The organism is Mesorhizobium sp. B1-1-5, assembly GCF_006443065.1.
Taxonomy (GTDB): domain Bacteria; phylum Pseudomonadota; class Alphaproteobacteria; order Rhizobiales; family Rhizobiaceae; genus Mesorhizobium.
In genome coordinates this window covers 35,567-58,638 of sequence record NZ_VFWS01000013.1, presented here as the reverse complement: position 1 = coordinate 58,638, position 23,072 = coordinate 35,567, and the positions used below count along the sequence as shown (strand labels likewise).

General features: G+C 63.8%; 25 protein-coding genes. 3 read left to right on the top strand and 22 right to left on the bottom strand.

What is annotated here, in order from left to right; translation table 11 throughout:
• The first annotated feature begins 4 nt into the window (after positions 1-4).
• Positions 5-1,930, top strand: coding sequence for an APC family permease (locus tag FJ980_RS07565; RefSeq protein ID WP_140542296.1), 1,926 nt, complete (start codon positions 5-7; stop codon positions 1,928-1,930).
• A gap of 153 nt (positions 1,931-2,083) precedes the next feature.
• Entirely contained in the window at positions 2,084-2,644 is a 561-nt protein-coding gene (locus FJ980_RS07560; protein WP_140542295.1) for a sigma-70 family RNA polymerase sigma factor, read from the top strand.
• Positions 2,645-2,658: 14 nt separating this feature from the next.
• Here the strand turns inward: FJ980_RS07560 and FJ980_RS34615 are convergent, their stop codons facing one another.
• From FJ980_RS34615 to FJ980_RS35300, 13 genes are all read right to left on the bottom strand, one after another.
• On the bottom strand, positions 2,659-2,820 hold the full coding sequence (locus FJ980_RS34615) for a hypothetical protein (RefSeq protein WP_181165011.1): 162 nt from the start codon (positions 2,818-2,820) through the stop codon (positions 2,659-2,661).
• Between the two features lie 123 nt (positions 2,821-2,943).
• Entirely contained in the window at positions 2,944-3,081 is a 138-nt protein-coding gene (locus FJ980_RS07555) for a hypothetical protein (RefSeq protein ID WP_224544246.1), read from the bottom strand.
• A gap of 192 nt (positions 3,082-3,273) precedes the next feature.
• Entirely contained in the window at positions 3,274-3,492 is a 219-nt protein-coding gene (locus tag FJ980_RS07550; RefSeq protein ID WP_140542293.1) for a hypothetical protein, read from the bottom strand.
• Positions 3,493-3,551: 59 nt separating this feature from the next.
• On the bottom strand, positions 3,552-4,466 hold the full coding sequence (locus FJ980_RS07545; protein WP_246676341.1) for a class I SAM-dependent methyltransferase: 915 nt from the start codon (positions 4,464-4,466) through the stop codon (positions 3,552-3,554).
• Positions 4,463-5,455: a GNAT family N-acetyltransferase gene (locus FJ980_RS07540; protein WP_140542292.1), complete on the bottom strand. Its 993-nt coding sequence runs from the start codon at positions 5,453-5,455 to the stop codon at positions 4,463-4,465. The genes FJ980_RS07545 and FJ980_RS07540 overlap by 4 nt, the downstream gene beginning before the upstream one ends.
• Positions 5,455-6,516 carry a glycosyltransferase family 4 protein gene (locus FJ980_RS07535; RefSeq protein ID WP_140542291.1) on the bottom strand — a complete coding sequence of 354 codons (1,062 nt, stop codon included), beginning with the start codon at positions 6,514-6,516 and terminating at the stop codon, positions 5,455-5,457. The genes FJ980_RS07540 and FJ980_RS07535 overlap by 1 nt, the downstream gene beginning before the upstream one ends.
• Positions 6,517-6,534: 18 nt before the next feature.
• On the bottom strand, positions 6,535-7,470 hold the full coding sequence (locus FJ980_RS07530) for a beta-xylosidase (protein ID WP_140542290.1): 936 nt from the start codon (positions 7,468-7,470) through the stop codon (positions 6,535-6,537).
• Positions 7,463-8,224, bottom strand: a complete 762-nt coding sequence (locus FJ980_RS07525; protein ID WP_140542289.1) for a TIGR04290 family methyltransferase — start codon at positions 8,222-8,224, stop codon at positions 7,463-7,465. Before FJ980_RS07525 ends, FJ980_RS07530 begins: the two co-directional genes overlap by 8 nt.
• 2 nt (positions 8,225-8,226) lie before the next feature.
• On the bottom strand, positions 8,227-9,030 hold the full coding sequence (locus FJ980_RS07520) for a nucleotidyltransferase family protein (RefSeq protein ID WP_140542288.1): 804 nt from the start codon (positions 9,028-9,030) through the stop codon (positions 8,227-8,229).
• Positions 9,030-10,127, bottom strand: coding sequence for a glycosyltransferase (locus FJ980_RS07515; RefSeq protein ID WP_140542287.1), 1,098 nt, complete (start codon positions 10,125-10,127; stop codon positions 9,030-9,032). The genes FJ980_RS07520 and FJ980_RS07515 overlap by 1 nt, the downstream gene beginning before the upstream one ends.
• 14 nt (positions 10,128-10,141) lie before the next feature.
• Entirely contained in the window at positions 10,142-10,738 is a 597-nt protein-coding gene (locus FJ980_RS07510) for a histidine phosphatase family protein (RefSeq protein ID WP_140542286.1), read from the bottom strand.
• A complete protein-coding gene (locus FJ980_RS07505; RefSeq protein WP_140542285.1) occupies positions 10,735-11,838 on the bottom strand; it encodes an inositol-3-phosphate synthase in 1,104 nt (367 codons plus the stop codon). Before FJ980_RS07505 ends, FJ980_RS07510 begins: the two co-directional genes overlap by 4 nt.
• Positions 11,839-11,940: 102 nt before the next feature.
• A complete protein-coding gene (locus tag FJ980_RS35300) occupies positions 11,941-12,261 on the bottom strand; it encodes a hypothetical protein (RefSeq protein ID WP_246676340.1) in 321 nt (106 codons plus the stop codon).
• Between the two features lie 213 nt (positions 12,262-12,474).
• Between FJ980_RS35300 and FJ980_RS07500 the strand changes: the two genes are divergently transcribed.
• Positions 12,475-13,740, top strand: a complete 1,266-nt coding sequence (locus FJ980_RS07500) for a hypothetical protein (RefSeq protein WP_246676339.1) — start codon at positions 12,475-12,477, stop codon at positions 13,738-13,740.
• Here FJ980_RS07500 and FJ980_RS07495 read toward each other — a convergent pair whose 3' ends face one another.
• From FJ980_RS07495 to FJ980_RS07455, 9 genes are all read right to left on the bottom strand, one after another.
• Positions 13,741-13,926 carry a hypothetical protein gene (locus tag FJ980_RS07495; protein ID WP_095768871.1) on the bottom strand — a complete coding sequence of 62 codons (186 nt, stop codon included), beginning with the start codon at positions 13,924-13,926 and terminating at the stop codon, positions 13,741-13,743.
• Positions 13,927-14,004: 78 nt separating this feature from the next.
• A complete protein-coding gene (locus FJ980_RS07490; protein WP_140542320.1) occupies positions 14,005-15,039 on the bottom strand; it encodes a UDP-glucuronic acid decarboxylase family protein in 1,035 nt (344 codons plus the stop codon).
• A 23-nt stretch (positions 15,040-15,062) separates the two neighbouring features.
• Positions 15,063-16,172 (bottom strand): glycosyltransferase, encoded by a 1,110-nt coding sequence (locus FJ980_RS07485; RefSeq protein WP_140542283.1) that lies wholly within the window; start codon positions 16,170-16,172, stop codon positions 15,063-15,065.
• Positions 16,169-17,263: a glycosyltransferase gene (locus FJ980_RS07480; protein ID WP_140542282.1), complete on the bottom strand. Its 1,095-nt coding sequence runs from the start codon at positions 17,261-17,263 to the stop codon at positions 16,169-16,171. Before FJ980_RS07480 ends, FJ980_RS07485 begins: the two co-directional genes overlap by 4 nt.
• Positions 17,260-18,387 carry a glycosyltransferase gene (locus FJ980_RS07475; protein WP_140542281.1) on the bottom strand — a complete coding sequence of 376 codons (1,128 nt, stop codon included), beginning with the start codon at positions 18,385-18,387 and terminating at the stop codon, positions 17,260-17,262. The genes FJ980_RS07480 and FJ980_RS07475 overlap by 4 nt, the downstream gene beginning before the upstream one ends.
• Before the next feature lie 2 nt (positions 18,388-18,389).
• Positions 18,390-19,451 carry a glycosyltransferase family 4 protein gene (locus FJ980_RS07470; RefSeq protein WP_246676338.1) on the bottom strand — a complete coding sequence of 354 codons (1,062 nt, stop codon included), beginning with the start codon at positions 19,449-19,451 and terminating at the stop codon, positions 18,390-18,392.
• Between the two features lie 23 nt (positions 19,452-19,474).
• The gene (locus FJ980_RS07465) at positions 19,475-20,767 is read right to left on the bottom strand and encodes a TIGR04295 family B12-binding domain-containing radical SAM protein (RefSeq protein WP_140542279.1); all 1,293 of its coding nucleotides are present in this window, start codon (positions 20,765-20,767) and stop codon (positions 19,475-19,477) included.
• Positions 20,764-21,837, bottom strand: a complete 1,074-nt coding sequence (locus FJ980_RS07460; protein ID WP_140542278.1) for an NAD-dependent epimerase/dehydratase family protein — start codon at positions 21,835-21,837, stop codon at positions 20,764-20,766. The genes FJ980_RS07465 and FJ980_RS07460 overlap by 4 nt, the downstream gene beginning before the upstream one ends.
• Positions 21,834-22,940 (bottom strand): SDR family NAD(P)-dependent oxidoreductase, encoded by a 1,107-nt coding sequence (locus FJ980_RS07455; protein ID WP_140542277.1) that lies wholly within the window; start codon positions 22,938-22,940, stop codon positions 21,834-21,836. Before FJ980_RS07455 ends, FJ980_RS07460 begins: the two co-directional genes overlap by 4 nt.
• Positions 22,941-23,072: the final 132 nt, after the last annotated feature.

Genomic DNA, 23,072 nt, shown 5'->3' with positions numbered 1-23,072 from the left:
CGACATGTCGATACTGGGCTGGATTCTCGGCCGCCGCCTGGCAAATCAGGAACAGTCGCAACGCAAGATCGGCGTGTTCGAGGGCGTGCCGGCAATGGGCCTCGATGGGCTGGGTTCGTCGGCCTATGGGCCGGAAGCGGCGCTCACGATCCTGATCCCACTCGGCGCGGCGGGTCTCGGCCATATCGGTCCGATCATGGGCGCCATAGTCGGTTTGCTCGCGGTCCTTTATCTTTCCTACCGCCAGACCATCGCCGCTTACCCCAGCAATGGGGGCGCTTATATCGTCTCGCGCGAAAATCTTGGCCGCAACGCCAGCCTGCTCGCCGCCGCCGCGCTGATGGTCGACTACGTGCTCAATGTCGCCGTAGGCATCTCTGCCGGCGTCGGCGCGCTGGTGTCGGCGCTGCCTTCGCTGCATGCCTACACGCTTTGGATCTGCCTCGGGATCCTGCTCTTGGTAACCGTCGTAAACCTGCGCGGCACGCTCGATGCCGGCCGGTTGTTTGCCTTGCCAACCTATCTGTTCGTTGCGAGCTTCCTGGCGATCCTGGCGATCGGCGTCTCGAAGACACTTGCCTCCAGCGGTCAGCCGGTGCCGGCAATTCCACCGCCGCCCCTGCAACAGCCATCCGAAACGGCAAGCCTGCTCCTCTTGATGCACGCCTTTGCCAGCGGCTGCACGGCGATGACCGGCGTAGAGGCGGTCAGCAACGGCATGACCGCATTCAAGGATCCGCCCGTCAGGCACGGCCGGCGCACGCTGGCGGCGATCTGTCTGATCCTTGGACTGCTGCTCGGCGGCATCGCCTTCCTGTCGGCACGCTACCGTATCGGTGCGATGGATCAGGAGAAGGACGGCTATCAGAGCGTGCTGTCGCAACTTGCGCATGCCGTGGTTGGCGACGGGGTTTTCTACTATGTCGCCATCGGTAGCCTGCTTTGCGTGCTGGCGCTTTCGGCCAATACAAGCTTCGTCGATTTCCCCCGCCTTTGCCGCATGGTGGCGGAAGACGGGTATCTTCCCAAGCCCTTCGCCATGGTTGGCCGCCGGCTCGTTTTCTCGATCGGCATCCTTTACCTCGCCTCGTCGGCGGGACTGCTGCTGGTCGTGTTCGGCGGCATCACCGACCATCTGATCCCGCTTTTCGCCATCGGCGCCTTTCTGACGTTCACGCTGTCGCAGACCGGGATGGTGATGCACTGGGTAAGGGCGCTTCGCACAACCAAGGACACGAACCGGACCGGCAACCGGATGCATCTGGCGATCAACGCGTTCGGCGGCATAGTCACCGCGCTGGCGCTCATCGTGATTGTCGTCGCCAAATTCAGGGAAGGCGCCTGGATCACGGTGATCGTCATCCCGGTTGTGATCCTCCTGCTGCGGTTGGTGAGGCGCTATTACGACCAGCTCGAGGCAAGTCTGCGCGAGCCCGGGAAAGTCGATTTGAGCAGCACCGAGCCCCCTGTCGTTCTTGTCGTGACCCAGCAATGGAACAGGATGGCGGACAAGGCGCTCAGCTTTGCTTTTCACCTGTCCGGAGATGTCATCGCCGTCCATGTGGCGCGGCTGTCGGGTGAAGAGAGCGACGAAGAGCGCGCAATTCGCGGGAGGTGGTCGCAGGATGTGGAAGCGCCGGCGAGGGCGGCTGGCCTGCGCCCGCCACGCCTGCTTCTCCTCAATGCCGACTACCGGCTGATGTACGAGCCGTTATTGAAGGAGATCAAGGCGCTGCGCGGCGAGTTCGATGGCCGCGCCATTGCAGTGCTGCTCCCAGAGGTCGTGCCGCCCAATTGGTGGCAATATATGCTGCATACGCAGCGCGCTCGCCGACTGCACGCCAAACTGCTCGAGTTCGGCGGATCGGACATCGTGATCATTTCCATGCCTTGGTATATCGAGGAACCGAAGATCGAGGCGGCCCGTTGAATGTTGCCGCTCCGTTCGATCACGCCACCTCGCCAAAAGTTTGGCCGAGCGATGGAAAACAGGAACGTTCCTATTTCTCAAACATTCTCCCTAGTCTGCACCGCGTAATTTCTACTTGCTGGGGCCGGAACATTGTCATCCAGAGAGCATAATTTGCCGAACCCCAGCGCCGAGGAGATCTCCATCGTCGATCTCATTCCTGCGTTGCGGGCTTTTGCGCGAACCTTCTGTCGCGTGCCTGACGATGCCGACGATCTTGTGCAGGAAACATTGTCCAAGGGGCTCGCCAACCTGGACAAATTCGAGCCCGGCACGCGCCTGAAGTCCTGGCTCTTCACCATCATGCGAAACACGCACTACACGCGTGTCAAGGCGGCGGCCAGGGAGGCGCCCGGACTGCTCGACTGCGCCTCCAGCCGGCCGATTTCGGAACCGTCCCAGGATTGGTCCGTGCAAAGCAGGGAAGTGCATCAAGCCATCCAGAAGCTGCCGTCCCATCAGCGTGAGGTTTTGATGCTGATCGGCGTACTGGGCGTAAGCTACGAAGAAACCGCGCAAATATGCGGTTGCGCTGTCGGCACCGTCAAAAGCCGCCTCAACCGCGCCCGTGCCGGCGTTCTGGAATTCCTCGGAGAAAGCTCGCCGCAAGCGCTGATCGAGCCACGCCGTCAACTTTCGGACAATCATTGGGATACAGAGGGCGCAAGGCGCTAGGCCCGGCCAAATTCCTACCGGCGCTGGGCTGCTGTCATGACTTTGGCCTCTCTCATCAACGAGGCCCAATTCAGGCCGAGCAGAGAAACAAGTTCGAGCGCTTGCGCTTCGGTGATGCCCGTCTGTGCGACCAGCCGCCGAATGAGTTCGTCCACTTCCGGAGTTCTGCCAGCCATCGGGATGATCCCCAATCGGCTACAACGATTAACTTATGTTAAGGTTCCACCGATCACGCGACAGCGGGCGATATCGATGACTTCCCGTCTCCAAGGAATGCCGCATCCTTGCTGGTGACATCTTCAGCCGCGCTCACCGGTCATGTCGCCTTTGCGCTTTTCGATCAAAGCGTTCTGCAGTTCGAGTGCAAGCCTTGTCAGCCGGTCAGGGACCTCCTCCCGCTCGATAGCGTTCAGCAGCGATGCGATCTCCTGGTCCAAGCTCTGGATAACCTGGGCGCAAAGGTCGCGCTGACTCCTGTGAGACATGGCATTCTCTTAACAAACAGAGGCCCCTTCAAATCTCACAGAGGCATAGCCGACCGGCCTATGCAAGGCGCTTGCCGCAGGCTGTAGGGTTTCCGGTCCGTTGTCCCCGGATTTTGCGGCAAGAGGTGATCTGGAAACATCAGCTCAATCCTTGGGAAGGCGGTTCGCAGCGTGATCCTGATACTGATCGGATTTGATCCGGTTGCCGTCCTGACCGCGTTGCTCGGTGTGCTGCTTCTTGTCCCGGTTGGACAGCACGTCGTTCTCGCCGACCACGTCCTTTGCAAGCGTCGTCTTGGCTCCGGTCCCGGAACCCTTGCCCTGGCTGCCGCGGCCCATCTGCTTCTTACCGCCGGATGCCATCTGCTTCTCCCTGTTCTGCTGGCGTGGAACTGTTCGGTGACCGAACTGCCGCCGGTGCGTTATGTTCCGCCGTCACGACGGACAAGGAAGGCCATGCCGTCCCAACTGCCGAACGGCATTTCGCCGTCGACCACGAGGTCCATGCCGCATGCTTGAGAAAGACGGCTGATGTCGCCGGAATCGATGCCCGGCGATGTCCGATAGGAATAGTTGAGGATCGCTGCCATTCCTCCCTGCCGCAGCACGCGCGCGATCTCGCTGAAATGCCGCTCGGCAACCCCAGCGAGCACCAGGTAAGGAAAACTGTCCAGGGCCAGCACGCCGTCAAAGCTTGCGTCGGCGAAATCGCCGAGATCAAGGCCCGAGGTCAGGCGAAATTCGACATTGGCAAGGCCGGCGCATCGCCAGCGCGCGATTTCGATCATCCGCGACGAGATATCGATGCCGATGACATCTCCTGCGTGGGTGCCGAGCGCATGTCCGAGACGCCCGATGCCGCAGCCGATGTCCAGTATGTGCTTATGGGCACCAAGGAAATCCTGCTGTTCCAGCCATGCGACAATCTCGGCGGTCGTGGTCGACAGCCTGTGCTCGTCGCCAAGCGAGGACAACTGCACGCTGGCCGCGGGAGATATGGCGGCCGCCCGATCGAAGCTGCCGGCCAGCCGTTTGACGGTCATGGCGGTCGGTTCGCTATCCGGCCGGTCATGCGACACGCAGGCAGCCGCTCTGCGGACCTTGTCGAAGGCGTCCGCCTTGCCACGAAGCATCGTGGCGACCTCCTCTAGCCAGCATCGCCGGGGAGCATGGCTTGGACGCATGTCCAGCGCGATATCCGCCAATTGCGCCGCGCTGGTCGTCTTGTCGGTATAAACGGCCAATCTGGCCAGCGCGTTGTCGACGGAAAGGCCGTCTGTCATGCAATCCTCGAGCAGGCGCCTGGCAATCGCGCCGGGTTGGCTCGCGACGTTCACGGCGACGCGCTCCTGGTCCACACCTTCTGCGCCGTCCAGCGGTCCTTCGCGCCCCAGCCATATTTGTAGCCTTCCCTGCCGCGCAGGAAATCGAACTCCAGCGCGCCCTCGCTGGCGGCTCCGGTGATGGCATGCCCGATCAGAATCGCGCCGGGGCTTTCGTCGGCATAGGCCGGATCGAAACCGCCAAGATAGGCATAGGCCCGGTCGCGGTGATGAAAACCGTAATAGGCGCCGACGACGGCACCGTCGATCTGGATCGTCAAGCATCGCGCCATGCCGTTATCGGCAAGCCGCGGCAGGGCCCGGCGATGAAATTCCACAACCGTGTCGGACAGCACGCCACCGCCATGGCCGGTCCAGCGCGCGCCATGCAGTCGGATGAGCGTGTCGAGAAATGTCTGCGAATCGGATTCGCCGCGGCTGACAATGACGGCGCCTCTTCGCCGGGCAGCTCTCTCGGCGCGACGCAACTGACGCCTTCGTCTCGCCGGAACCGAGCGGGCCAGAGTCCGATCTCCATCGAGCAACAGCACGGGACAGGCCGCGTGCGCCATCGATCGGCGCTCTTCGGCATTCGGCAGCTCAAGGCTCAGCGATATGGCATCGGCCGAGAGATCGGGCAGGATCCACTGCGACCATTCCAGCGACAGCGCCGCTTCGGCTATGGCGGCCTCAGTCTCCGCCTCCAGTTCCGGCGCGCACAAAATGTCGAGATAGTCGCTCAGCGAAATCCCGATGGGGAGCAGGCGCTGACCGCCATCATGCCTTTCGATATAGAGCGGCGCCAGTCCGGCGAGTTCGTCTCCGCTCCACACGGCAATTGCCGTGAGATCGCCCGGTGCGAATGTACGCCACCAGGGGATCAGCCAGGCAGGAGACTGGAACGGCGTGGCCGAGATGCTCCGCCCCCAGAGCTGCCACCAGTACGGCTCGAGGTCCTCGAACGTCCCGGGATCGCGAATGATCTCGGTGCGCAGACCGCCCATCAGGCGGTTCCCAGCAAGGCGCGGCGGGTGCCAAGCTTCGCCAGCGCTTCGTAAGCATCCATGTAGGATGTGACCATGCGCTCAAGCGAGAAGCGGCGGCGCGCCTCGGCCCGGCAGGTCTCATGGTCCAGCGCCCCAGAATGGACGATGGCGTTAGCCATCTCCTCGACGTCATTGACCAGAAATCCGGTTCTGCCATGCTGGACGACGTCGGGAAGGGCGCCATTCGGGAAAGCGACGACCGGCGTGCCGCAGGCAAGCGCCTCCATCGCGACAAGCGAGCTTGTTTCGGCGGCAAGGCTGGGGACGACCAGGCAGCGGGCGGCGTTGAGCAGCCGCCGTTTGGCGCGAAAGCCCAGCGGCCCGAGAAAACGCCGCTGCCGATCGAGACGAGGACGGACCTCGTCGGCGAAATAGCGCAAATGGGTCTCATAGGGATAGACCTGGCCGGCGATCGCCAGGGGAGTTCCGGCGCGCCTGGCTGCCTCGATTGCGAGATGGACGCCCTTTTCGGGACAGATGCGGCTGAGCACCAAAGCGAAATTGCGCCGCAACCGGGGCTCGTTCAGCGCATCGATATCGACGCCGTTTGGAATAGCCTTCGCAAGCCTCGACCCTACCGCCGCCGTCCTGTGCTGCGCCTCTGAGACCGCGTGCAGCCACAGGTCCTCGCGCGACGGCGCAAGCACTTCGGAGGGATACCAGCCCAGCGGCAGGTGCAACGTCACCAGGGTTGGGCCGTCGGTGGGCAGATAGGCGTCGAAGTCGATGCCGTGGAGGTGAACGACGTCGATAGGCCAGCGCGCCCGGGCGGCCACGATCGCGTCGCGATGCGCCTGCTGGGCCCGGTCCTTCGCCGCCTTGTCGAGCACGCCTGCTTCGGCCGGTGTTTCCACCAGGACGCCGGCCGTCTTTGACCCGTGGCAGGCGACGACAACCGACCGATGGCCCTTCTCAACCAGCGCCCGGTCCAGCGCCGACAGCACCTGCTCGGCGCCGCCGACCGCATCCGGCCCGACAGGCGCTAAGGGGTAGGCGACGTTGAGGACAGTCAGTGTCATCGCCGATCGAGCCGGAACTCACCATGCCGCCGACACGCGCCGCGTTCGTGTCATGTCGTCGCTGATCGCAGGAGCGTAGCGGCGGATCATCGCCGCGCAGAATTCGGCGAATTCCTCGGGCACCTGCGGCGGACTTGTGTGGTGGGGCTGGAGACCGCGATGCTCGGGCGTGAAGCAGAAGGTCACCGTGACGTTGAAGTCGGCGAGCGCTTCCATCTGGCGATCGAACCAGTCCAGCGCATTCGGCCGGAAGCTGTCCGCCCAGGACAGGCCAGTGCGCAGGTGCGTCACGCCCAGTCGGTGCATCCAGGCAACGGCATCATCCAGCCGATGGTCCTCGAAATGGAACCACTGTACCAGGCCCATTTGCGGGGTGTGGCGCACGAACTCCTCGAGTGCCGGCTTGGGCGTGCCGTCCTCGCGCAGCAGGCCCATGTAGAAGTGCCTGTAATAGGACGAGCCTTCCGCCTCGCGATGGCGCGTCGTCGCCTCCCATGAACGCGGCAGGTCATAGAGGCTGTACCACTGCACCCGCGGCGCGATCCCAAGCAGCAGCTCGGCCGTGCGGCGCAGGCCCCAGAGCTGGATCTCCTCGGCGCCGAAGGTCGACACGCCGACTTCGCTGACCCAGATCGGCAGATCGGTGATGGCGGCGATCTCGCCGAGCTTCTGCGGCCATTCGTTGATTTGCCAGAGGTTCCAGTCGAGCGGGAAGCCATGCACCGCGACGGCGTCGACATGGTCGAGCACGCCGAAATCCTTCATGCGCGTCATGAAGCCGGCATCGATCGGCGAAATACCGCCCAGCACCTTTGTGACGGCCGGGTTCTCCCGGTCGATCGCATCGGCCGCCAGGATTGCCATCGAGGCAAAACGGCTCCAGTCCGGATCGAGCTCGGGATCCCAATGCGATTTGTTGTTGGGCTCGTTCCAGATCATCGCGGCTTCAATCATCGGCCTCTCCTTTCACGGGATAGACGGCGGCGCCGTCGGCCGGATTGCCCGCCGCACGGCAGAAATAAACCTCGTCCTCAGGGTGCAGCACGATTTCGAAGCCGGCGCTGCGCAGCATCGCTTCGGTGCAGGCACGGTTTGGAATCCACCAGTTGGTCGGGTCGTCCGCATAGCGATGCTCGATGAAGTGCAGTTTGGGAAATTCAGGTTGATCGAAGAGGTCGCGTGTCCAGAAATGGTAGTTCTGTTCGAGCGGCAGGACTTCCCCGCTGCCCCTCTGCATCGACTGGAAGATCATCAGGTCGCCTGCGACATGCGCGCGGATCAGGTCGAGCGCCAGCAGCGGATGGCGCAGGTGGTAGAGCACACCCATGAACAGCACGATGTCGAAGCGCTCGCCAAGCGCCCCGACGTCGTAGACGGACATTTCCCGGAATTCGATATCGCAGTCGGCGATCTCGGCGGCGAAGCGCGCCTGGGCGAGGTAGGCCTGGTCGAAATCGATGCCGAGCACGCGATCGGCGCCACGCTTCTTCATCTCGATCGAATAGAAGCCGGCGTTGCAGCCGATGTCGAGCACGGACATGCCCGAAAGGTCGGTCGGAATGGCATCCGCGAATTTGCGCCATTTGATCAGCGGATAATTGCCGAGGAAATGATCCGGCGCGGTTTCCACGCCCGCAAGCTCCATATTGTGGAACCACGGTCCCAGTGCGTCGATGCGGCGGCGTATTTCCGTGCTGGAATGCAGCATGGCTAAGCTCCTTCGCCTGGAAGAGTTGGCACCGTTGAGAGATCTTGCGATGCGAACATCGGCGGGGTCTCCTCTTCAGCGACATCATTGCTTTCGAGCAGCCTGAGCGCCGTGCGATATCCATCGAAAGTGCCGACGTCGACATAGGCCGTTCCGGCCTTGACGCCGTAGGCCTCGCCTCCGGCTGCGAGATAGGCGTTGACCAGCGTGCCGAAATACTCGTCGAAGCCGTCGCGCTGGCGCCACAGTGCCGCGAGCTGGTGGAAGATACGGCCAGGCATCTTGAAGGCGCCCCAGACCCAGTTTGTTGCGGCATCAGCTTGCTTGACCTGGATTTGCTCGACACGTCCGCTCTGATCCAGGACGACGGCGTCGAAGAGTTCCGGGCGATCGACCGGAAACATCAGAAAGGACAGCCGGTCGTCGGCCAGGCGGCAGAAGCCGTCCTCGGGGAACCAGATCGTGTCCGGCAGGCCGATCAGGACCGTTTCTTCCGGCGTGACCAGCGGCTCGGCACGGAAGATCGCATCGCACAGTCCGATCGGGGAGGGCTGCGCGACGAAAATTGCTGCGGCGGTGTCATAGCCCGCGGCATAATATTCGAGAATGTCCGACTTGCCGGAACCGATAATGAAGCAGATGCGGTCGACGCCGTTGCGGACCATCCGCCGCACCAGATATTCGCTCACCGCGCAAGGGCGTTCGGTCTGCCCGTCCAGCCGGCTGCCGACCGGCAACAGCTCCTTGGAAAAACCCAACGGCTGAATGCGGCTGCCGCGGCCTGCGGCAGGCACGATCCCCAACATCAGACGGCTTCCTCCATTGCTCCACCTGCCATGGACGCGGCGGCGTTCAAGATGCGATCGAGTTCGGCGGCGCGGTGCGCGGACGTGTGCTCGTCGAGGACGCGTTCACGGGCGCGGCGGCCAAGCGCCTCGATTTCGTTGTCCGACAGGCCAAGCGCGGCGACGACGTCGCCGGTGGTGTGTGCCAACAGAATCTCGCTGCCGGGCGTGAAGAAGCTGTCGAGGCCGGCCCAATCGTCGGAGATGATCGCGGCGCCGCAGGCGGCTGCCTCGAACAGCCGGCCTGACGGGCACCAGCCCTTGCGCGCCATCGCCTCGCGGGTGACGTTCAGCGTCAGGCGCGAGGAGGAAAAGAAGGCGGGGTGATCCGCGGGCGGCAGGTGCCTGACGAAGAAGATATTGCCGCTCCATGGAAAGTCCGCTGGATATTGTGCGCCGCCGATGATGAAGCGGCGGTTCGGCAGTTGGGCCGCTGGAGCTACGAGCAGTCTTTCCACGGCCGCCTGCCGGTCCTCGGCATAGGTTCCGAGATAGGAGAGATCGCCGGCGAACTCGGACCGTGGCCGGGCCGGCTGGTGCCGGTTGGGGTCGACATGTCCGTATAGCGGCAGGACATGGCGCACGCCGAGAATACGCTTCAGCGCATCGATCGCCGGTCCTCCGGTATAGCTCAGGATCAGGTCGAAATCGCGCAGGCCATCCGGCTCGAAATAGGCCGGATAGTCACCTTGCTCGATTCTCGCCAGCGTTACCGGTGTATCGAGATCGTAGAACACCTTCAGCCCGCGGCAGCTCTCGTTGGCGAGCCGCGAGGCCCTTACGGCGTCCGGACAATAAGAGGTGACTATGACCACGTCGGCCTGCCGTATTGCGGCCTCGGCCTCATGGCGGATACTCTCCCAGTCCGGGTAGAGAATGATGTTGCAAGCATCGAGCCGGTCGAGGTCCCTGGCACCGGCGTAATAGGGCGTGTCGCGCTCGAAGAAGCTGATCGACCAGCCAAATGGGGCCAGAGCGCCTATCAGCCCACGCCAGAGCGTGGCATGGCCGTTGCCCCATGAAGACGTGACGGTGAGACCGAATATGACCATGCGCATAGCCAGCCGCTCCGTCAGGGGAGTTCGTTGAGGCGGATGAGCTTGGAACCCCAGTCGCCATGAACGACTGTGGTGACCGAGGCCGGCGCGATATCGAAGCGGAAGCAGTCGCCGAGCTGCAGGCCGAGAATCGCGCAGACGGCCGCCTTGATGACATCGGCATGGCTGACCAGGCCGATACATTGGCCCTGGCCGTTTTCGCGCAACGCATCCATCAGACCGACGATTCGGTGCTGCACATCCAGCATGGTCTCGCCGCTCGGCGTGCGGGCGCTCTGGCGCTGGTCATTCCAAAGGCGCCAGCTTGCGTCGCCGTTCAATTCCTCGAAGGTCTTGCCGGACCATTCGCCGAAGTCGATCTCGTCGAGTTCCTTGCAGATCGCGATCTTCTCGACCTCGCAGGCGATCGCAATCGGCTTTGCGGTCTCCAGCGCGCGCTCGCGCGGGCTGCTGAAAATTGCCGCGAGCGGCTCACGTGCCATGCGGCGCGCGAGCTGCAGCGCCTGGGCCTGGCCGGCTTCGTCGAGGCGAACGCCTTCGAGCCGCCCGGCCAAATAGCAGCCGACATGATCATGTGCCGCGTGGCGGATGAGAAAGAAAGTCGTGGTCATTCGGCGGCATCGAGCAACGGCTCGTCCCCGCCGGCGATAAAGGCCAATGTGCGCAGGCGCGCCTCGGCGTCGGTGAACTGCTGGGGCGGCGACTTCATGAAGTAGCTGCTGGGGCCTGTGAGCGCGCCGGCAATGCCACGGTCGAGGGCCAGCTTTGCGCAGCGGACGGCGTCTATGACCACGCCCGCGGAATTGGGCGAATCCCAGACCTCCAGCTTGAGCTCGGCATTGAGCGGCACGCCGCCGAAGGTGGTGCCTTCGACCCGTATATAGGCCCATTTGCGGTCAGTCAGCCACGGGACATGGTCACTGGGGCCGACATGGATGTTGCCGGCCTCGAGCGGGACGTCGATTTGGCTGGTGACGGATTGCGTCTTGGAAATTTTTTTCGATACCAACCGCTCGCGCTCAAGCATGTTGAGGAAGTCGGTGTTGCCGCCGAAGTTGAGCTGATAGGTGCGATCGATGCGCACGCCGCGCTCCCGGAAGAGATTGGCGAGCAGCCGGTGCACGATGGTTGCGCCGACCTGGCTCTTGATATCGTCGCCGACGAGGGGAAGACCGCGCTCCTCGAAGCGCTGGCGCCATTCCGGCCGCGAGGCGATGAAGACAGGGATGCAATTGACGAAGGCGCAGCCGGCCTCAAGCGCGCATTCGGCATAAAAGTGCGTCGCCTGTTCGGAGCCGACCGGAAGATAGGATATCAGCACCTCGACCCCGCTTCGCCGGAGCCGGGCGGTTACGTCTGCGACTGGTTCATCCGACTCTTCGATCTCGTCTCGCAGATATTTGCCGATGCCGTCGAGTGTTGGGCCGCGCTCCACACGAACGCCGGTCGGCGCGACATCAGCAAAACGGAAGGTGTTGTTGGGCGCGGTGTAGATCGCTTCCGCCACATCGCGCCCAACCTTGTTTTTCGCGACATCGAAGGCGCAGACGACCTCAATGTCGTCGACATGATAGCCGCCGAGGTCGGCATGCATCAGCCCGGGGATCGGCTCGTTGCCGTTGGCGTGGCGGTAGTAGGAGAGACCTTGCACAAGAGATGACGCGCAATTGCCCACGCCAACGATGCCGATACGAACTTTCTTCGATGTCACGAAACCGCTGCCTCTTTGCTGGAGGTAAGTTCCTCGCGCCGAACCGGGAGCGACCTCGAATGTTCCTTCGCGCCGCGAAAAATTGCTGAGCCGGATCTCGGATCAAAGAGGCGCCGCTTCGCGTTGGCGGCCAGACAGGGGGATAGGAGCCGCATGATCGTCTTCGGCGACCACAAGCGAACGCGCAGCGCACAACAGCTCAGGGAAGCTGCCTTGGTCGCAGCGGCAGCAATCGGCGATCTGCCCGCCGGTATCGAACGTCACGCCGCCGTGGTCGATCTTTTCGTCGGCGCCTCCGAACTTATGCAAGGCCTTGCCGATGCGGAATTCGAGACCAGGGGTGCCGATTGCAATTCGTCGACCCAGAAACTGGGGTCGGAAATTCTCGTCGAGTTGTCGGAGGAAGTGCTGCGATCCTGGCAACAGGGATTTGTCCGGAGCGGAGTGCTCGACCCGTTGCTGCTTGCGAAGCTTGCCACGATCGGCTGTAGCGGCGAAATAATCACCGGCCCGGCCGAAGGCTACGCGCTTTATGCGCTATATCCGGAAACCTATCTGCTTGCGGCGCTGCAGTCCGGCCTCGACGCAAACACCTGCGTCATCGGGATCCGCGGCATCGGTCTCGGCCTCGCGGCGATGGTCGCCGCCGCGCTGCATGCGCCGCCGCCTGTCAGTGTGAGGCCGATCGGGCACCCGTTTAGCCGCCACATATGCGCCGCGCCCGAACTCCTCGGCGGCTGGCGCGACAGACCTCATGCCAAATTTGCCATCGTTGATGAAGGTCCGGGCCTCTCCGGCAGTTCCTTTCATGCTGTCGTTGCCTGGCTGAGCCGGCAGGGCATCGACCAGGAGCGCATTCATCTGTTCCCGAGCCACCGCGGCGGGCCGGGCGTGCAAGCTTCGGCAGACATGCAGGCTATTTGGAGCCACTGCTCGCGCCATGTCGCGGATTTCGAAGCAGCCTTCGATGGATGCGTCGCGCCGAACCTTCGCCACTGGGTGGCGAACCTGCTCGGCAAGGCCGATGTAGAACTCAGCGAGATTTCCGGCGGCGAATGGCGCAAGCATATTTCCACGCCGCCGGAGCATTGGCCTCCGGTGTTTGCCGGCTTTGGGCGGCGAAAATTCATGGCACTGGCGGGCACGGAGCGTTGGTTGGTCAAGTTCGCCGGTCTCGGCGGGACCGGGCAGCACAAGCTGCACACGGCGAGGTCGGCGCACAGGGCCGGTTTTGGAACGCAGCCTGCCGGACTCTGCCACGGCTTCCTGATCGAGCGTTGGACAGAGGCGGACAGGCTGGATCGGACAGAGATGGCCAGGGACCTGCTGGTCGAATGGCTTGGACGCTATCTCGGCTGGCGCGCTGCCGAGTTGCCGACCGAAGAGGCCGGCGCGTCGCTGGATGGGCTTGCGGACATGGCCGTGCAAAACTGCAGGGAAGCCCTGGGGGAAGGGCCGGCCGAAACATTAAAGGGTTGGTTCGCCCGCCACTCTTCACACCCGTTCCTGCGGAGGATCGAGATCGACGGACGCCTGCACCCGTGGGAAGTTCTGGTTCAGCCGGACGGAACCCTGCTCAAGACGGACGCCGTCGACCATTGCCGCTCGCATGAGATTGTCGGCTGTCAGGACATAGCGTGGGACATTGCAGGCGCGACAGTGGAATATCGGCTTTCCGACGCCGAGCTTTCGCGGCTCATCCAAGGCATCGAGGCAGAAATGTCGCGTGCCGTCGATCATTCCTTGGTGGACTACATGGAGCCCTGCTATCTCGCCTTCCAGCTTGGGCTATGGACGATGGCCGGACAGTCAACACATGGCGATGAGCGGGTAAGGGCAACGCGCGCCGCCGACCGCTACGAAACCGGGCTTTCGCGTTTTATCGAGCGCGCGAGGACCTGATCAGTCCAGCCTGCGCAGCATGTCCGCTTCCTGCTCCAGAATTGTGGCCACTTCCTCGCGCTGCAGATGTGTCATCATGAGGCTGACGCAACATTCGAGATAGGTGATGGAGGCTCGCCGCAGGAACGCGGCGGTTTCGGCGGCCGCCATCTGGTCGATGTCCTTGATTGGTCGCTTCGGCTGCACAGTTCTTCTCCATGACGGTTGTCATGTCCAACCGCAATCCCGGTCGGTTGTTCCGCTACGGCGAAGGAAGCCACCGCCTCAGAGCTGAAGGTTCCGAACTTTTCCGGCCTCAGTCCTGTTGACCGGAGCGATCGGCTCCATCGTGAGGTCGTCGAGGCTGGAGAAAAAGGCGATGGTTTGCAGCAGGCCTTGCCTGAGAGGCACCTTGGGCGACCAGCCGAGAAGCGCCCTTGCGCGGCCTATGTCGGGCCGCCGGCGGCGCGGGTCGTCCTGCGGCAAGGGCAGGAATTTCACGGGCGATTTGGTGCCGGTCAGTTCCCGAACCAGCCTTGCCAGTTCGAGGATCGAAAACTCGCCGGGATTGCCCAGATTGACCGGCTGTCGCGGATTGGGATCCACATCCATAAGGCGCCGCAATCCTTCGATCATGTCGCTGACATAGCAGAATGACCGGGTTTGCCGGCCGTCGCCGAATATCGTCAGCGGCCGTTTCTCGATCGCTTGCATGACCAGGTTGGACACGATGCGGCCGTCGGCCGGGTCCATTCTGGGACCATAGGTGTTGAAGATGCGAGCGATGCGAATATCGGCCATCTCGGCCCGCAGATAATCGAAGCAGAGCGTCTCCGCGGTGCGCTTGCCCTCATCATAACAGGCGCGCGGTCCTGTGCAGTTGACATGGCCGACATAGTCCTCGCGCTGTGGGTGCTGTTCCGGATCGCCATAGACTTCGCTGGTCGACGCCTGCAGGAAGCGGGCGCCGTTGCTTGCGGCGAGCTCGAGCAGATTGAGCGTTCCGATCACACAGGTGCGCGTTGTGTGGACCGGATCGGCCTGGTAGCGGGGCGGCGATGCCGCGCAGGCCAGATTGAAAACGCGGTCGACAGTCTCGCCGAGTTCCAGCGGGACGCAAACGTCCTGCTCGATCAGCCGGAACCGGGCTTGGCCGATCAGCGTGCTGACATTCTCCATTCGGCCGGTAAGAAAGTTGTCGACGCATATGACGCGATACCCGTCATGAAGCAGGGCCTCGCACAAATGCGAACCGAGGAAACCGGCACCGCCGGCGACAAGCGCCGTCTGCGTCTGCTGAACCCTTCTTGATCGCCGCATCTGCAAAGTCTCCTGTCTGCTATTCATGCTGCACTTTCCACGTTCAGATCGATCGCCGCGCGGGCATGGACAGACTGGGTCAAAGCCAGAACGAATTCACGCGCCCGAGCGCCGCCGGTGTGGCTTGCAAGCACCGCCTCGCGTGCCGAACGGGCCATATCGAGTCTGGCCCGCTCCGATTTGGCTGTGAGGATTTCCTGCACGTCGGCGGCACTGGCCGCGGTCTCGATCGTCGATTCCGGGAAGAAGCCATCGAGACCGGGCCAGCGGTCGCTGATGATCGGTGTGCCGCAGGCAGCGGCCTCGAAGAGCCGCACGCTGGGCGACCATCCTGCCGCGATCATTGACGCGCGCGTGAGGTTCAGCGTGTAACGCTGGCGGCTGTAGAAGGCGGCATGTTCGGTGGGCGGCAGGTGCTCGATCCGCTCGACATTGTCCGGCCAGGCGATATCGGACGGATATTGCGAGCCGGCGACGACGAAGCGGCGCTCCGGCAGGCGCCGCGCCGGCTCCAGCAGCAGCGTTTCGAGGGCGAGCTGCCGGTCGGCGCTGTATGTTCCAAGATAGCCGAGATCCCATTCGATCGCGTCTCTGGTGCGATGGTGTCGCTTTGGATCGACCGAGCAGTAGAGCGGCTCTGTTCGGCGGGCGTCGAACTCCGATTTGAGGCGCTGCAACGTCGGCCCGCCGGTGAAGGAGAAGTAGACGTCGAAATAGGGTATCTGCCTGCGGGCAAGGTAATCGCAATCGTCCTGGGCAACCCGCGCCAGCGTCACTGGCGTGTCGATGTCGTAAAAGCAGAACTGTCCAGTGCACAGCGAAGCGAGGTCGTCGATGATGGCCCTGCCTTCCGGCACGAAGGAGCCTATCACCACCGCGTCGGCCCGCTGCAACTCCTGCCGGTGATTGCGGGGCAGCTCGGAGACTGTCTGGTAGTAGCGCAAGTCGCAAAAATCGGGGTCGCGCAGGTCCCGGTGATGCGCGTACCAGGGCACGTCGCGTTCGAGGAAGGTGACGCGATGGCCGAGCTCGTTGAGCGCGCGCAGCAGCCCCCGGAAAGTCGTCGCGTGGCCGTTGCCCCAGGATGAGGATAACGAAAGTCCGAGGAAAACGATGTCGAGCGGTTTCGTCATTCCGCGGCCTCCACTGCCCGGCGCTCGAAATGCGCCTTGAAGATGTCGTCCACCAGCCGGGCTCTCAGCGTGTAGGTATGCTCGGCCAGAACGCGCCGCAGCGCTGCGGCGCCGATCGCCTTCGCCCGTTTCGGGGTCAGCGTGCGCACGATCTCGGCGACGTCGGCACCGTCCCGCGCGACCAGGATCTCTTCGCCTGGGGTCAGGAACAACTCGACGCCGAGCCAGGCATCGGTGATCAGGCATGCGCCCGCGCCCGCCGCTTCGAAGACGCGTGTCGCGGGCGAGAACCCGTTGGCCGCCATGCTGTCGCGGCTGATGTTGAGCACCGCCTTCGGCGTCACGTTGAAGGCGTTGTGATCGCGCGTACCGACATGGCCGAGCCACGAAATGTTCGCCGGCAAGGGCTTGTCGCCCCAGCCGGATCCACCGAGCAGGAAGCGTTGGCTGCCAAGCACACGGGCCGGATCGAAGAAGAAGGCGTCGACGCGCGCCTCGCGGTCGGGCAGCCGATTGCCGAGGAAAGCTAGGTCGCAGGCAAAGCGCGGATTTGCGGCGACCGGATGATGTGTCTCAGGATCGAGCGCGTTGTAGATCGGCACGCATTCCGCGGCGCCGAGCGCGCGATAGTCCCAAACCACGGGATCGCCGCCGCCATAGGTCAGCACAAGGCCGATCCTCTTCAACGCCTCATGCAGCGGATGTTCGGCATGATTGCGCAGCTCGCTTAGGGTCGCCGGCGCGTCGACGTCCCAGAACACGGTCAGCGCATCTGGGCGAGCGTTGTCGAGAACCGCATGCAGCAGCGCCTCGTCCTCGAAACCGACGCCGCTTGCCTTGACCACGACGTCTGCCTGCGCGGCGCGCGAGGCGACCTGCATCAGCGCATGCGCTGTCGGCTCGTAGACGACGACGCTGCACCAGTCCGGCGCCTCGATATCGCGATGCTTCTGGCGATCGTACACGTCGGGCTCATAGAAGACGATGTCATAGCCGCGCTTCGACAACGCCTTGAGCAAGCCCCGATAATAGGTAGCCGCGCCGTTCCAGTAGGACGACAGAAGGCTCGATCCGTAAAAGGCGATCTTCATGCGACGGCCTCCCTTGCAGGTTTGATTTCAGCGACCTCGCGATTGCCGCATGCGGCGAGGATGTCGAACAACTCGTCGACGCGGTGCCGGCATGTGTGGCGCGCAAGGATGGTTTCCCGGCCGGACGCGGCCAGCGCCTCCGCACGCTGGCTGTCGTTCAGCACGTCGCGAAGGTGACCCCGCATCTCGGCGCCGTTCCGGGCGAACAGGAAATCCGTGCCGGCACGGAACAGTCCTTCGACATCCGACCATGGCGCCGAGACCAGCGGAATGCCGCAGGCCATCGCCTCGAACATGCGTATGGTCGGAATGCCGGGCAGGCTCTCCCGATAAGGCCTGCGGGGGATGTGCATGGTGACGCGATGCCGGGCGAAGCTCTTCGGCACGTCGGCATTGGCAATCCAGCCATCATAGCGCAGCCCTGCCTCGGCAAGCGCGGCTCGGGCATCGGTCGGATAGCGCACGCCGTGCACGGTTCCCGACAGCGCGAGAGCGCTCGCCGGCTCGATCAGGAACTCGGCGATCTCGGCGCTGCGTTCGTCGTCGCCCCAATTGCCGATCCAGACGAGGTCGGAGACGGGCTCGACATCCGGGCACGGCTTGAACAGCCGGTCGTCCGCCGCCTCATGCCAGGTGAAGACCCGTTTGCCCCAGCCGGCGCGAAGATAGCTCTCGCGCAGCACCTCGCCGAAGACCAGCACCCCGTCATAGTGCTCGAGCTGAAGTGCCGCTATCGCCTGCGTCGCCGATACGGCGCGATGATGGGTGTCATGGAACAGGAGCGTGAAATTGCCGTAGGCTCGGGCCTGTCCGATGCGCGCGACAAGATCCTTGTCCGTCCATTCGTGGACGATCACGACATCCGCGCCGGCGAGCCAGGCTTCGTGCGCGAAGCCGGGGCCATAGGTCAGCGCCATCAGCTCCGGGAAATCCTTGCGGAAGCGCTCGACAGCGAAAGGGCCTTGCTCGGCAAGCAGATTCGATCGGCTCCAGCCGTCGGCGGGTTCCAGCGCGACCGCCTCATGTCCGCGCGCGACGAGCTCGCGCATGATGCCGCGCTGGAAATGCGCGTTGCCGTGATTCCAGTCGGAAACGGCGGAGTGGGTGTAAAACAGGAAGCGCATGGTCAAAGCCCTGCCATGGCCGTCGCCGCCCGATCGTAGACCTCGCGCATCCGCGCCGCCTGGGCGCCGAGCGAGAATTTGCGCGCCCTTCGGGCGGCGCGCTGACCGAAATGGCGCCGCAAGCTTTCGTCACGCGAGAGCCTGGCGATGCAGCCGGCAAGCGCGTGGGGATCGCGCGCGTCGAAGAACGTCGCTGCGCCGTCCCAGATCTCGCGGTAGGTCGCGATATCCGCCAACACCAGGGGGGTGCCCGCAGAGGCTGCCTCCAGAGCGGCCAGCCCGAAAGGCTCGTAGATGGACGGCGAGACAAACATGCTGGCTCGCGCCATCAATTGCCGAACCTCGCAATGGCTGATCGAGCCGAGCGAGATGCAATTGTCGAAGAACAGGCGCTGTCCGTCCGGGCCTTCCGTTTCGCCTGCGGCGAAAACGGGAGGACCACACAAGGCAGCCGCGGCATCGAGCGCCAACCCGTTTTTACCCTCGTCCCACCAGCGGGCGGCAGCGAGAACGAAGGACTCACGGTGCGCGCCTGTCGGGCCGGGGAGCGCGCCATTGTGGACGACGCTCAAGCCCGCGATCGGGCCGTAGCAGGCTCCGAGCATGGCGGCATGGCTTCGGCTCGGCGCGACAATGGCTTCGGCGCGGTCGAATCCGGCCCGGTTGCGCTCTCGTTGCCAAGCCCAATCGCCCTCGGGCGCTTGCGCCCGCACTGCATGCAGCCATGTGACCACGCAGGAATGCGATACCGCGACGATTGGACAAGTCAGCTCGAGACCGGCTGCCTGCGCCGGCGCATTGAGGTGTATGAGATTGATTGCATAGTCCGACGCAAGCTCCTGCAATTCGCCGGGCAACCGGTCGAGATCTTTCGTGTCGCGCGTCATCCAGTCCGGCGGGCATCTCAGCCAAACCAGCGTGGCGAAGGACCGCGCCTCCCGGGCCTGTTCGGGGGAAGGTTCGGGTCCCAGCCCGGCAAGCACGATGCTGTCGCCGCTGGCCGCCAGCTCTCGCGCCAGATCGAGCGAATAGCGCCAGACTCCGCCGACGGCGTCGGTCGTCATCAGAATGCGCCGCGGACAATGGGTCAGTGATTGCAGCATGAGGACTCCAACTCAGCCAGCGCATGCGGACGCTGGTCCTGGATGTCGCTGAAGGATCGGAAGGAGGCGAGGTAGTGCTCATGCGCTCGCTCCCAGGCAGTATCGTCGGGTTCGCCCCAGAGTTCGCGATAGCTGGGCGAACTCGGGTAGGGATAGAGCGGCACGGGCTCGTTCGCCCAAACGCCGTGATCGATGAGGTGCTTGCGCCAATGGTCCACCAGCGCCGGGTCGTCCTCGACCACGCCGATCAGATTGGCCTGAACGAAAGGCACATGGCGACGGGCATCGACCAAAAGCGCAGCCAGGTCCTCCGTGCCGAGCCGGCAGCGCTTGGCGAGCATCGCACGGCCCTCGACGGTCAGGCTTTCAAGGCCGGCTTCGATCGAGACGCAGCCAGCCTCGCCGAGCAGCTTGAGCAGGTCCGGTTTCCACAGGTCGATGCGGGTCTGGACACCGAACTGGATATCGCGGTCGACCAGCGCTTCCAGCAACGCCTTTTGCGGCAGGAAGATTTCATCGATGAAATAGATGTAGCCGACCCCTTGAGCGATCAAACCGTCGATCTCGGCCATGACGGCATCGTGCTTTCTGCGCCGATAGGCATCGCGGAAATCGATCTTGGCGCAGAAGCTGCAATTATAGGGGCAGCCGCGCGACGCTTCCACCTCGGCGCCGGCGCCCTTCTGGTGGGCATCGAACCTGTGGTGGTGGTGGCCATGCGCGGCGATCCAGTCGGACGGCCAGGCGAGCGCAGGATGATCGACGAACGGGCTGGCATGCACCCCGCCATTGCACGCTGGAAAGTCGTCCTGGAGCCGGGCCGTATGCGCAATCTTGCTCCAGTCGCTCTGCCGTGCAAGCTCCGTCACGACCTCCTCGCATTCACCGCGCACGACGACATCGACGCCGAGCTTGCGCAGGGTCGGCGCCGGCGTCGCCGAGCCATGCGGTCCGACCGCCACCGTGCGTCCGCCGCGCCCGGCGAGATGATTGAGGAATTCCGCCGGCACGCGCAGCTCGGGCGGCGCGCAGCGCCAGAACAGATAGGTCGGCGCGGTTGTCACGACGGTCATGTCCGGTGCGAAAGCCGCAACGCTTTCCGCAAGGGCGGCGTTGTCCAGCCCTTGCAGCAAGCCGTCCAGCATCAGCACGTCGTGCCCTTCGGCTTCCAGCATCGCCTTCGAGTAGCCGAGCTCCAGCGGCAGATGCGGCTGGCGGCAGCCGAAATAGATGCTGTGCTCGTATGTCCAATGAGGATTGACCAGGGCTACCTTCATGCGACGTACCTCGTGGCTTCGGGGTGCGGTTGGAGCCGATGCCGCAGCAGCCAGCTGGCGAGATCGCAGACGCCTTCGCGCCATGGGACACGCGCCTGCCAGCCGATCGCTGCTTGCAGCTTGCGCGTGTCGGCGACGAAGAAGGGTTGGTCGCCAACGCGCTCGCGGTCGTGGCGAAGCGCGACGTCGCTGCCCGTCATGTCGGCGATCTCCGCCAGCAGCACGCGCAGGCTGACAGCATTGCTCGGGCCGCCGCCCAGGTTGAACGCCTGGCCCTTGAGGTCGTCAATCTTGGCCAACACGCCGCGATAGGCGGCTACGGCGTCGGACACATGCAGGATGTCGCGCACCTGCCTGCCGTCGCCGTAAATGGTAATCGGCCGGCCGGACAAGACGCTGAGAAGAAAATGCGCGACCCAGCCCTGGTCTTCGGTACCGAACTGGCGCGGCCCGTAGATGCAGCTCATGCGCAGCACCGCTGTCGGCAGTCCGTAGGATTTGGAGTAGTCGAGCACATACTGATCGGCCGCGCCCTTCGAGCAGCCATAGGGCGTGCAGAAATCAAGGCCTACCTTCTCATCGACCCCGCTCGCGCGCACCTTCTCGTCGAGCGGCTCGTAGCGATCGTCGACTTGCCGCACCGCGATCTGGGGCAGGCTGCCATAGACCTTGTTGGTGCTGGCGAAGACTACCGGGGCGCCGGTGCTGCGAGCGGTCTCCAGCACGTTGAACGTGCCTTTGAGGTTGATGTCGAAATCCTGCGCGGGATCGGTCAGGCTGGTCGTCACGGCGGTCTGGGCGGCGAGGTGAAAGATCGCCTTTGCCGGCGCCAGCGCCGCTGCCAGTGCGCAGGCATCGCGTATGTCGACGATTTTGGCGCTCAGCCGGTCGCCATGCTTTTGCGCCAGCCAGTCGAGATTCTGCTCGACGCCTGGGCGACCGAGATTGTCGACGACCAGCACGGCCTCGCCATCGGATAGCAGGCTGTCGGCCAGGTTGGAGCCGATGAAGCCGCTGCCGCCAATGACGGCTATCGGTGCCTTGCGCGAATGGCGGTGGCCCTGGGTCATGAGACCAATCCCCGCTCTTCCAGCTCGCGCCGCATGTCGGCGCCGCGGTCGATAACGACGCTGTTGCGAACCCATGCCGCGAATTCGCCGAGCGAATCTTCCAGTCGATGCTTCGGCTCAAAGCCGAGCAATTCGCGCGCCTTGGCAATGTCGGCGAAGCAGTTGCGTATATCGCCGGAGCGCGCCTTGCCGAGAATTTCGGCGGGGCGCTTCGGAACGCCCATGGCCTTGGCAAGCAGCCGGGCCACCTCGCTGATCGAATAGGCTCGGCCGCTGCCGATGTTGATGGCGTGGCCGGCTGCCTGGCGTTGCTCCAGCGCCAGGCGGAACGCGGTGGCGACATCGCGCACATGGACGAAATCGCGCTTCTGCTCGCCGTCCTCGAAGATCGTCGGCTGTTTGCCATTGGCGAGGCGCGAAGCGAAATTGGCGAGGACCCCGGTATAGGGATTGGAAAGCGCCTGTCCGACGCCGAACACGTTGAACAGGCGCAGTGCAACGGCATCGACGCCGTAGGCCTGGCCGAAGATCAGCACCGCGCGTTCCTGCGCGTATTTGGTCAGCGCGTAGATCGAGGCGAGATCGGGCCGCTTCTCTTCGTCCGTCGGAAGAGGCGACAGTGCTTGGCCGGTCGCCGATACCAAATCCCAGCGGCCCTCTCTTATATCGGCAGGCGTTCGGCGCGCATTGTCGATCCGCTCGCCGTCCGGAGTCTGATAGGGGCCTTCGCCATAGATGCTCATGGAGGACGCCACGACGATCCGCTCGACCGGACGCTTGATCAATGCCTCTAGCAGCACCGCGGTGCCGAGATCGTTCGCGCCGACATAGCGGGCGATCTCGTACATGGACTGGCCGACGCCAACCTCGGCCGCCAGATGGATGACGGCACTGACGTCGGAAACCGCCTCAGTGACAGTGTCGCGGTCGCGCACGTCGCCCTTGATCAGCTCGGCCCCCGCAGGGAGGTTGATGGCTTCGGCGCCGTGCACCTGATCGACAAGCGCATCGAGCAGGCGCACCTGATAACCATGGTCGGTGAGTTCCTGGGCGACGTGGCGGCCGATGAAGCCGCAACCTCCCGTAACCAATACACGTTTCACGATGACTCCCTTGCGGACTTGGCTTCGGCGCCCCGAACTGCGCGGCAAAAGGTTTGTTCCCTGCTTCAACAAAGTTCCCGTCGCAGGAGGTGCGGCAGCTTCGACAGGGAGCCGTTCCACCATCTGGAACAT

Bases quoted from the DNA above. Each gene is read 5' to 3' on its own strand.
- FJ980_RS07565 (WP_140542296.1), top strand. From the start codon at position 5: ATGTCGATACTGGGCTGGATTCTCGGCCGCCGCCTGGCAAATCAGGAA.
- FJ980_RS34615 (WP_181165011.1), bottom strand. From the start codon at position 2,820: ATGGCTGGCAGAACTCCGGAAGTGGACGAACTCATTCGGCGGCTGGTC.
- FJ980_RS07550 (WP_140542293.1), bottom strand. From the start codon at position 3,492: ATGGCATCCGGCGGTAAGAAGCAGATGGGCCGCGGCAGCCAGGGCAAG.
- FJ980_RS07540 (WP_140542292.1), bottom strand. From the start codon at position 5,455: ATGGGCGGTCTGCGCACCGAGATCATTCGCGATCCCGGGACGTTCGAG.
- FJ980_RS07535 (WP_140542291.1), bottom strand. From the start codon at position 6,516: ATGACACTGACTGTCCTCAACGTCGCCTACCCCTTAGCGCCTGTCGGG.
- FJ980_RS07530 (WP_140542290.1), bottom strand. From the start codon at position 7,470: ATGATTGAAGCCGCGATGATCTGGAACGAGCCCAACAACAAATCGCAT.
- FJ980_RS07525 (WP_140542289.1), bottom strand. From the start codon at position 8,224: ATGCTGCATTCCAGCACGGAAATACGCCGCCGCATCGACGCACTGGGA.
- FJ980_RS07520 (WP_140542288.1), bottom strand. From the start codon at position 9,030: ATGTTGGGGATCGTGCCTGCCGCAGGCCGCGGCAGCCGCATTCAGCCG.
- FJ980_RS07515 (WP_140542287.1), bottom strand. From the start codon at position 10,127: ATGCGCATGGTCATATTCGGTCTCACCGTCACGTCTTCATGGGGCAAC.
- FJ980_RS07510 (WP_140542286.1), bottom strand. From the start codon at position 10,738: ATGACCACGACTTTCTTTCTCATCCGCCACGCGGCACATGATCATGTC.
- FJ980_RS07500 (WP_246676339.1), top strand. From the start codon at position 12,475: ATGGTCGCCGCCGCGCTGCATGCGCCGCCGCCTGTCAGTGTGAGGCCG.
- FJ980_RS07490 (WP_140542320.1), bottom strand. From the start codon at position 15,039: ATGCGGCGATCAAGAAGGGTTCAGCAGACGCAGACGGCGCTTGTCGCC.
- FJ980_RS07485 (WP_140542283.1), bottom strand. From the start codon at position 16,172: ATGACGAAACCGCTCGACATCGTTTTCCTCGGACTTTCGTTATCCTCA.
- FJ980_RS07480 (WP_140542282.1), bottom strand. From the start codon at position 17,263: ATGAAGATCGCCTTTTACGGATCGAGCCTTCTGTCGTCCTACTGGAAC.
- FJ980_RS07475 (WP_140542281.1), bottom strand. From the start codon at position 18,387: ATGCGCTTCCTGTTTTACACCCACTCCGCCGTTTCCGACTGGAATCAC.
- FJ980_RS07470 (WP_246676338.1), bottom strand. From the start codon at position 19,451: ATGACGACCGACGCCGTCGGCGGAGTCTGGCGCTATTCGCTCGATCTG.
- FJ980_RS07465 (WP_140542279.1), bottom strand. From the start codon at position 20,767: ATGAAGGTAGCCCTGGTCAATCCTCATTGGACATACGAGCACAGCATC.
- FJ980_RS07460 (WP_140542278.1), bottom strand. From the start codon at position 21,837: ATGACCCAGGGCCACCGCCATTCGCGCAAGGCACCGATAGCCGTCATT.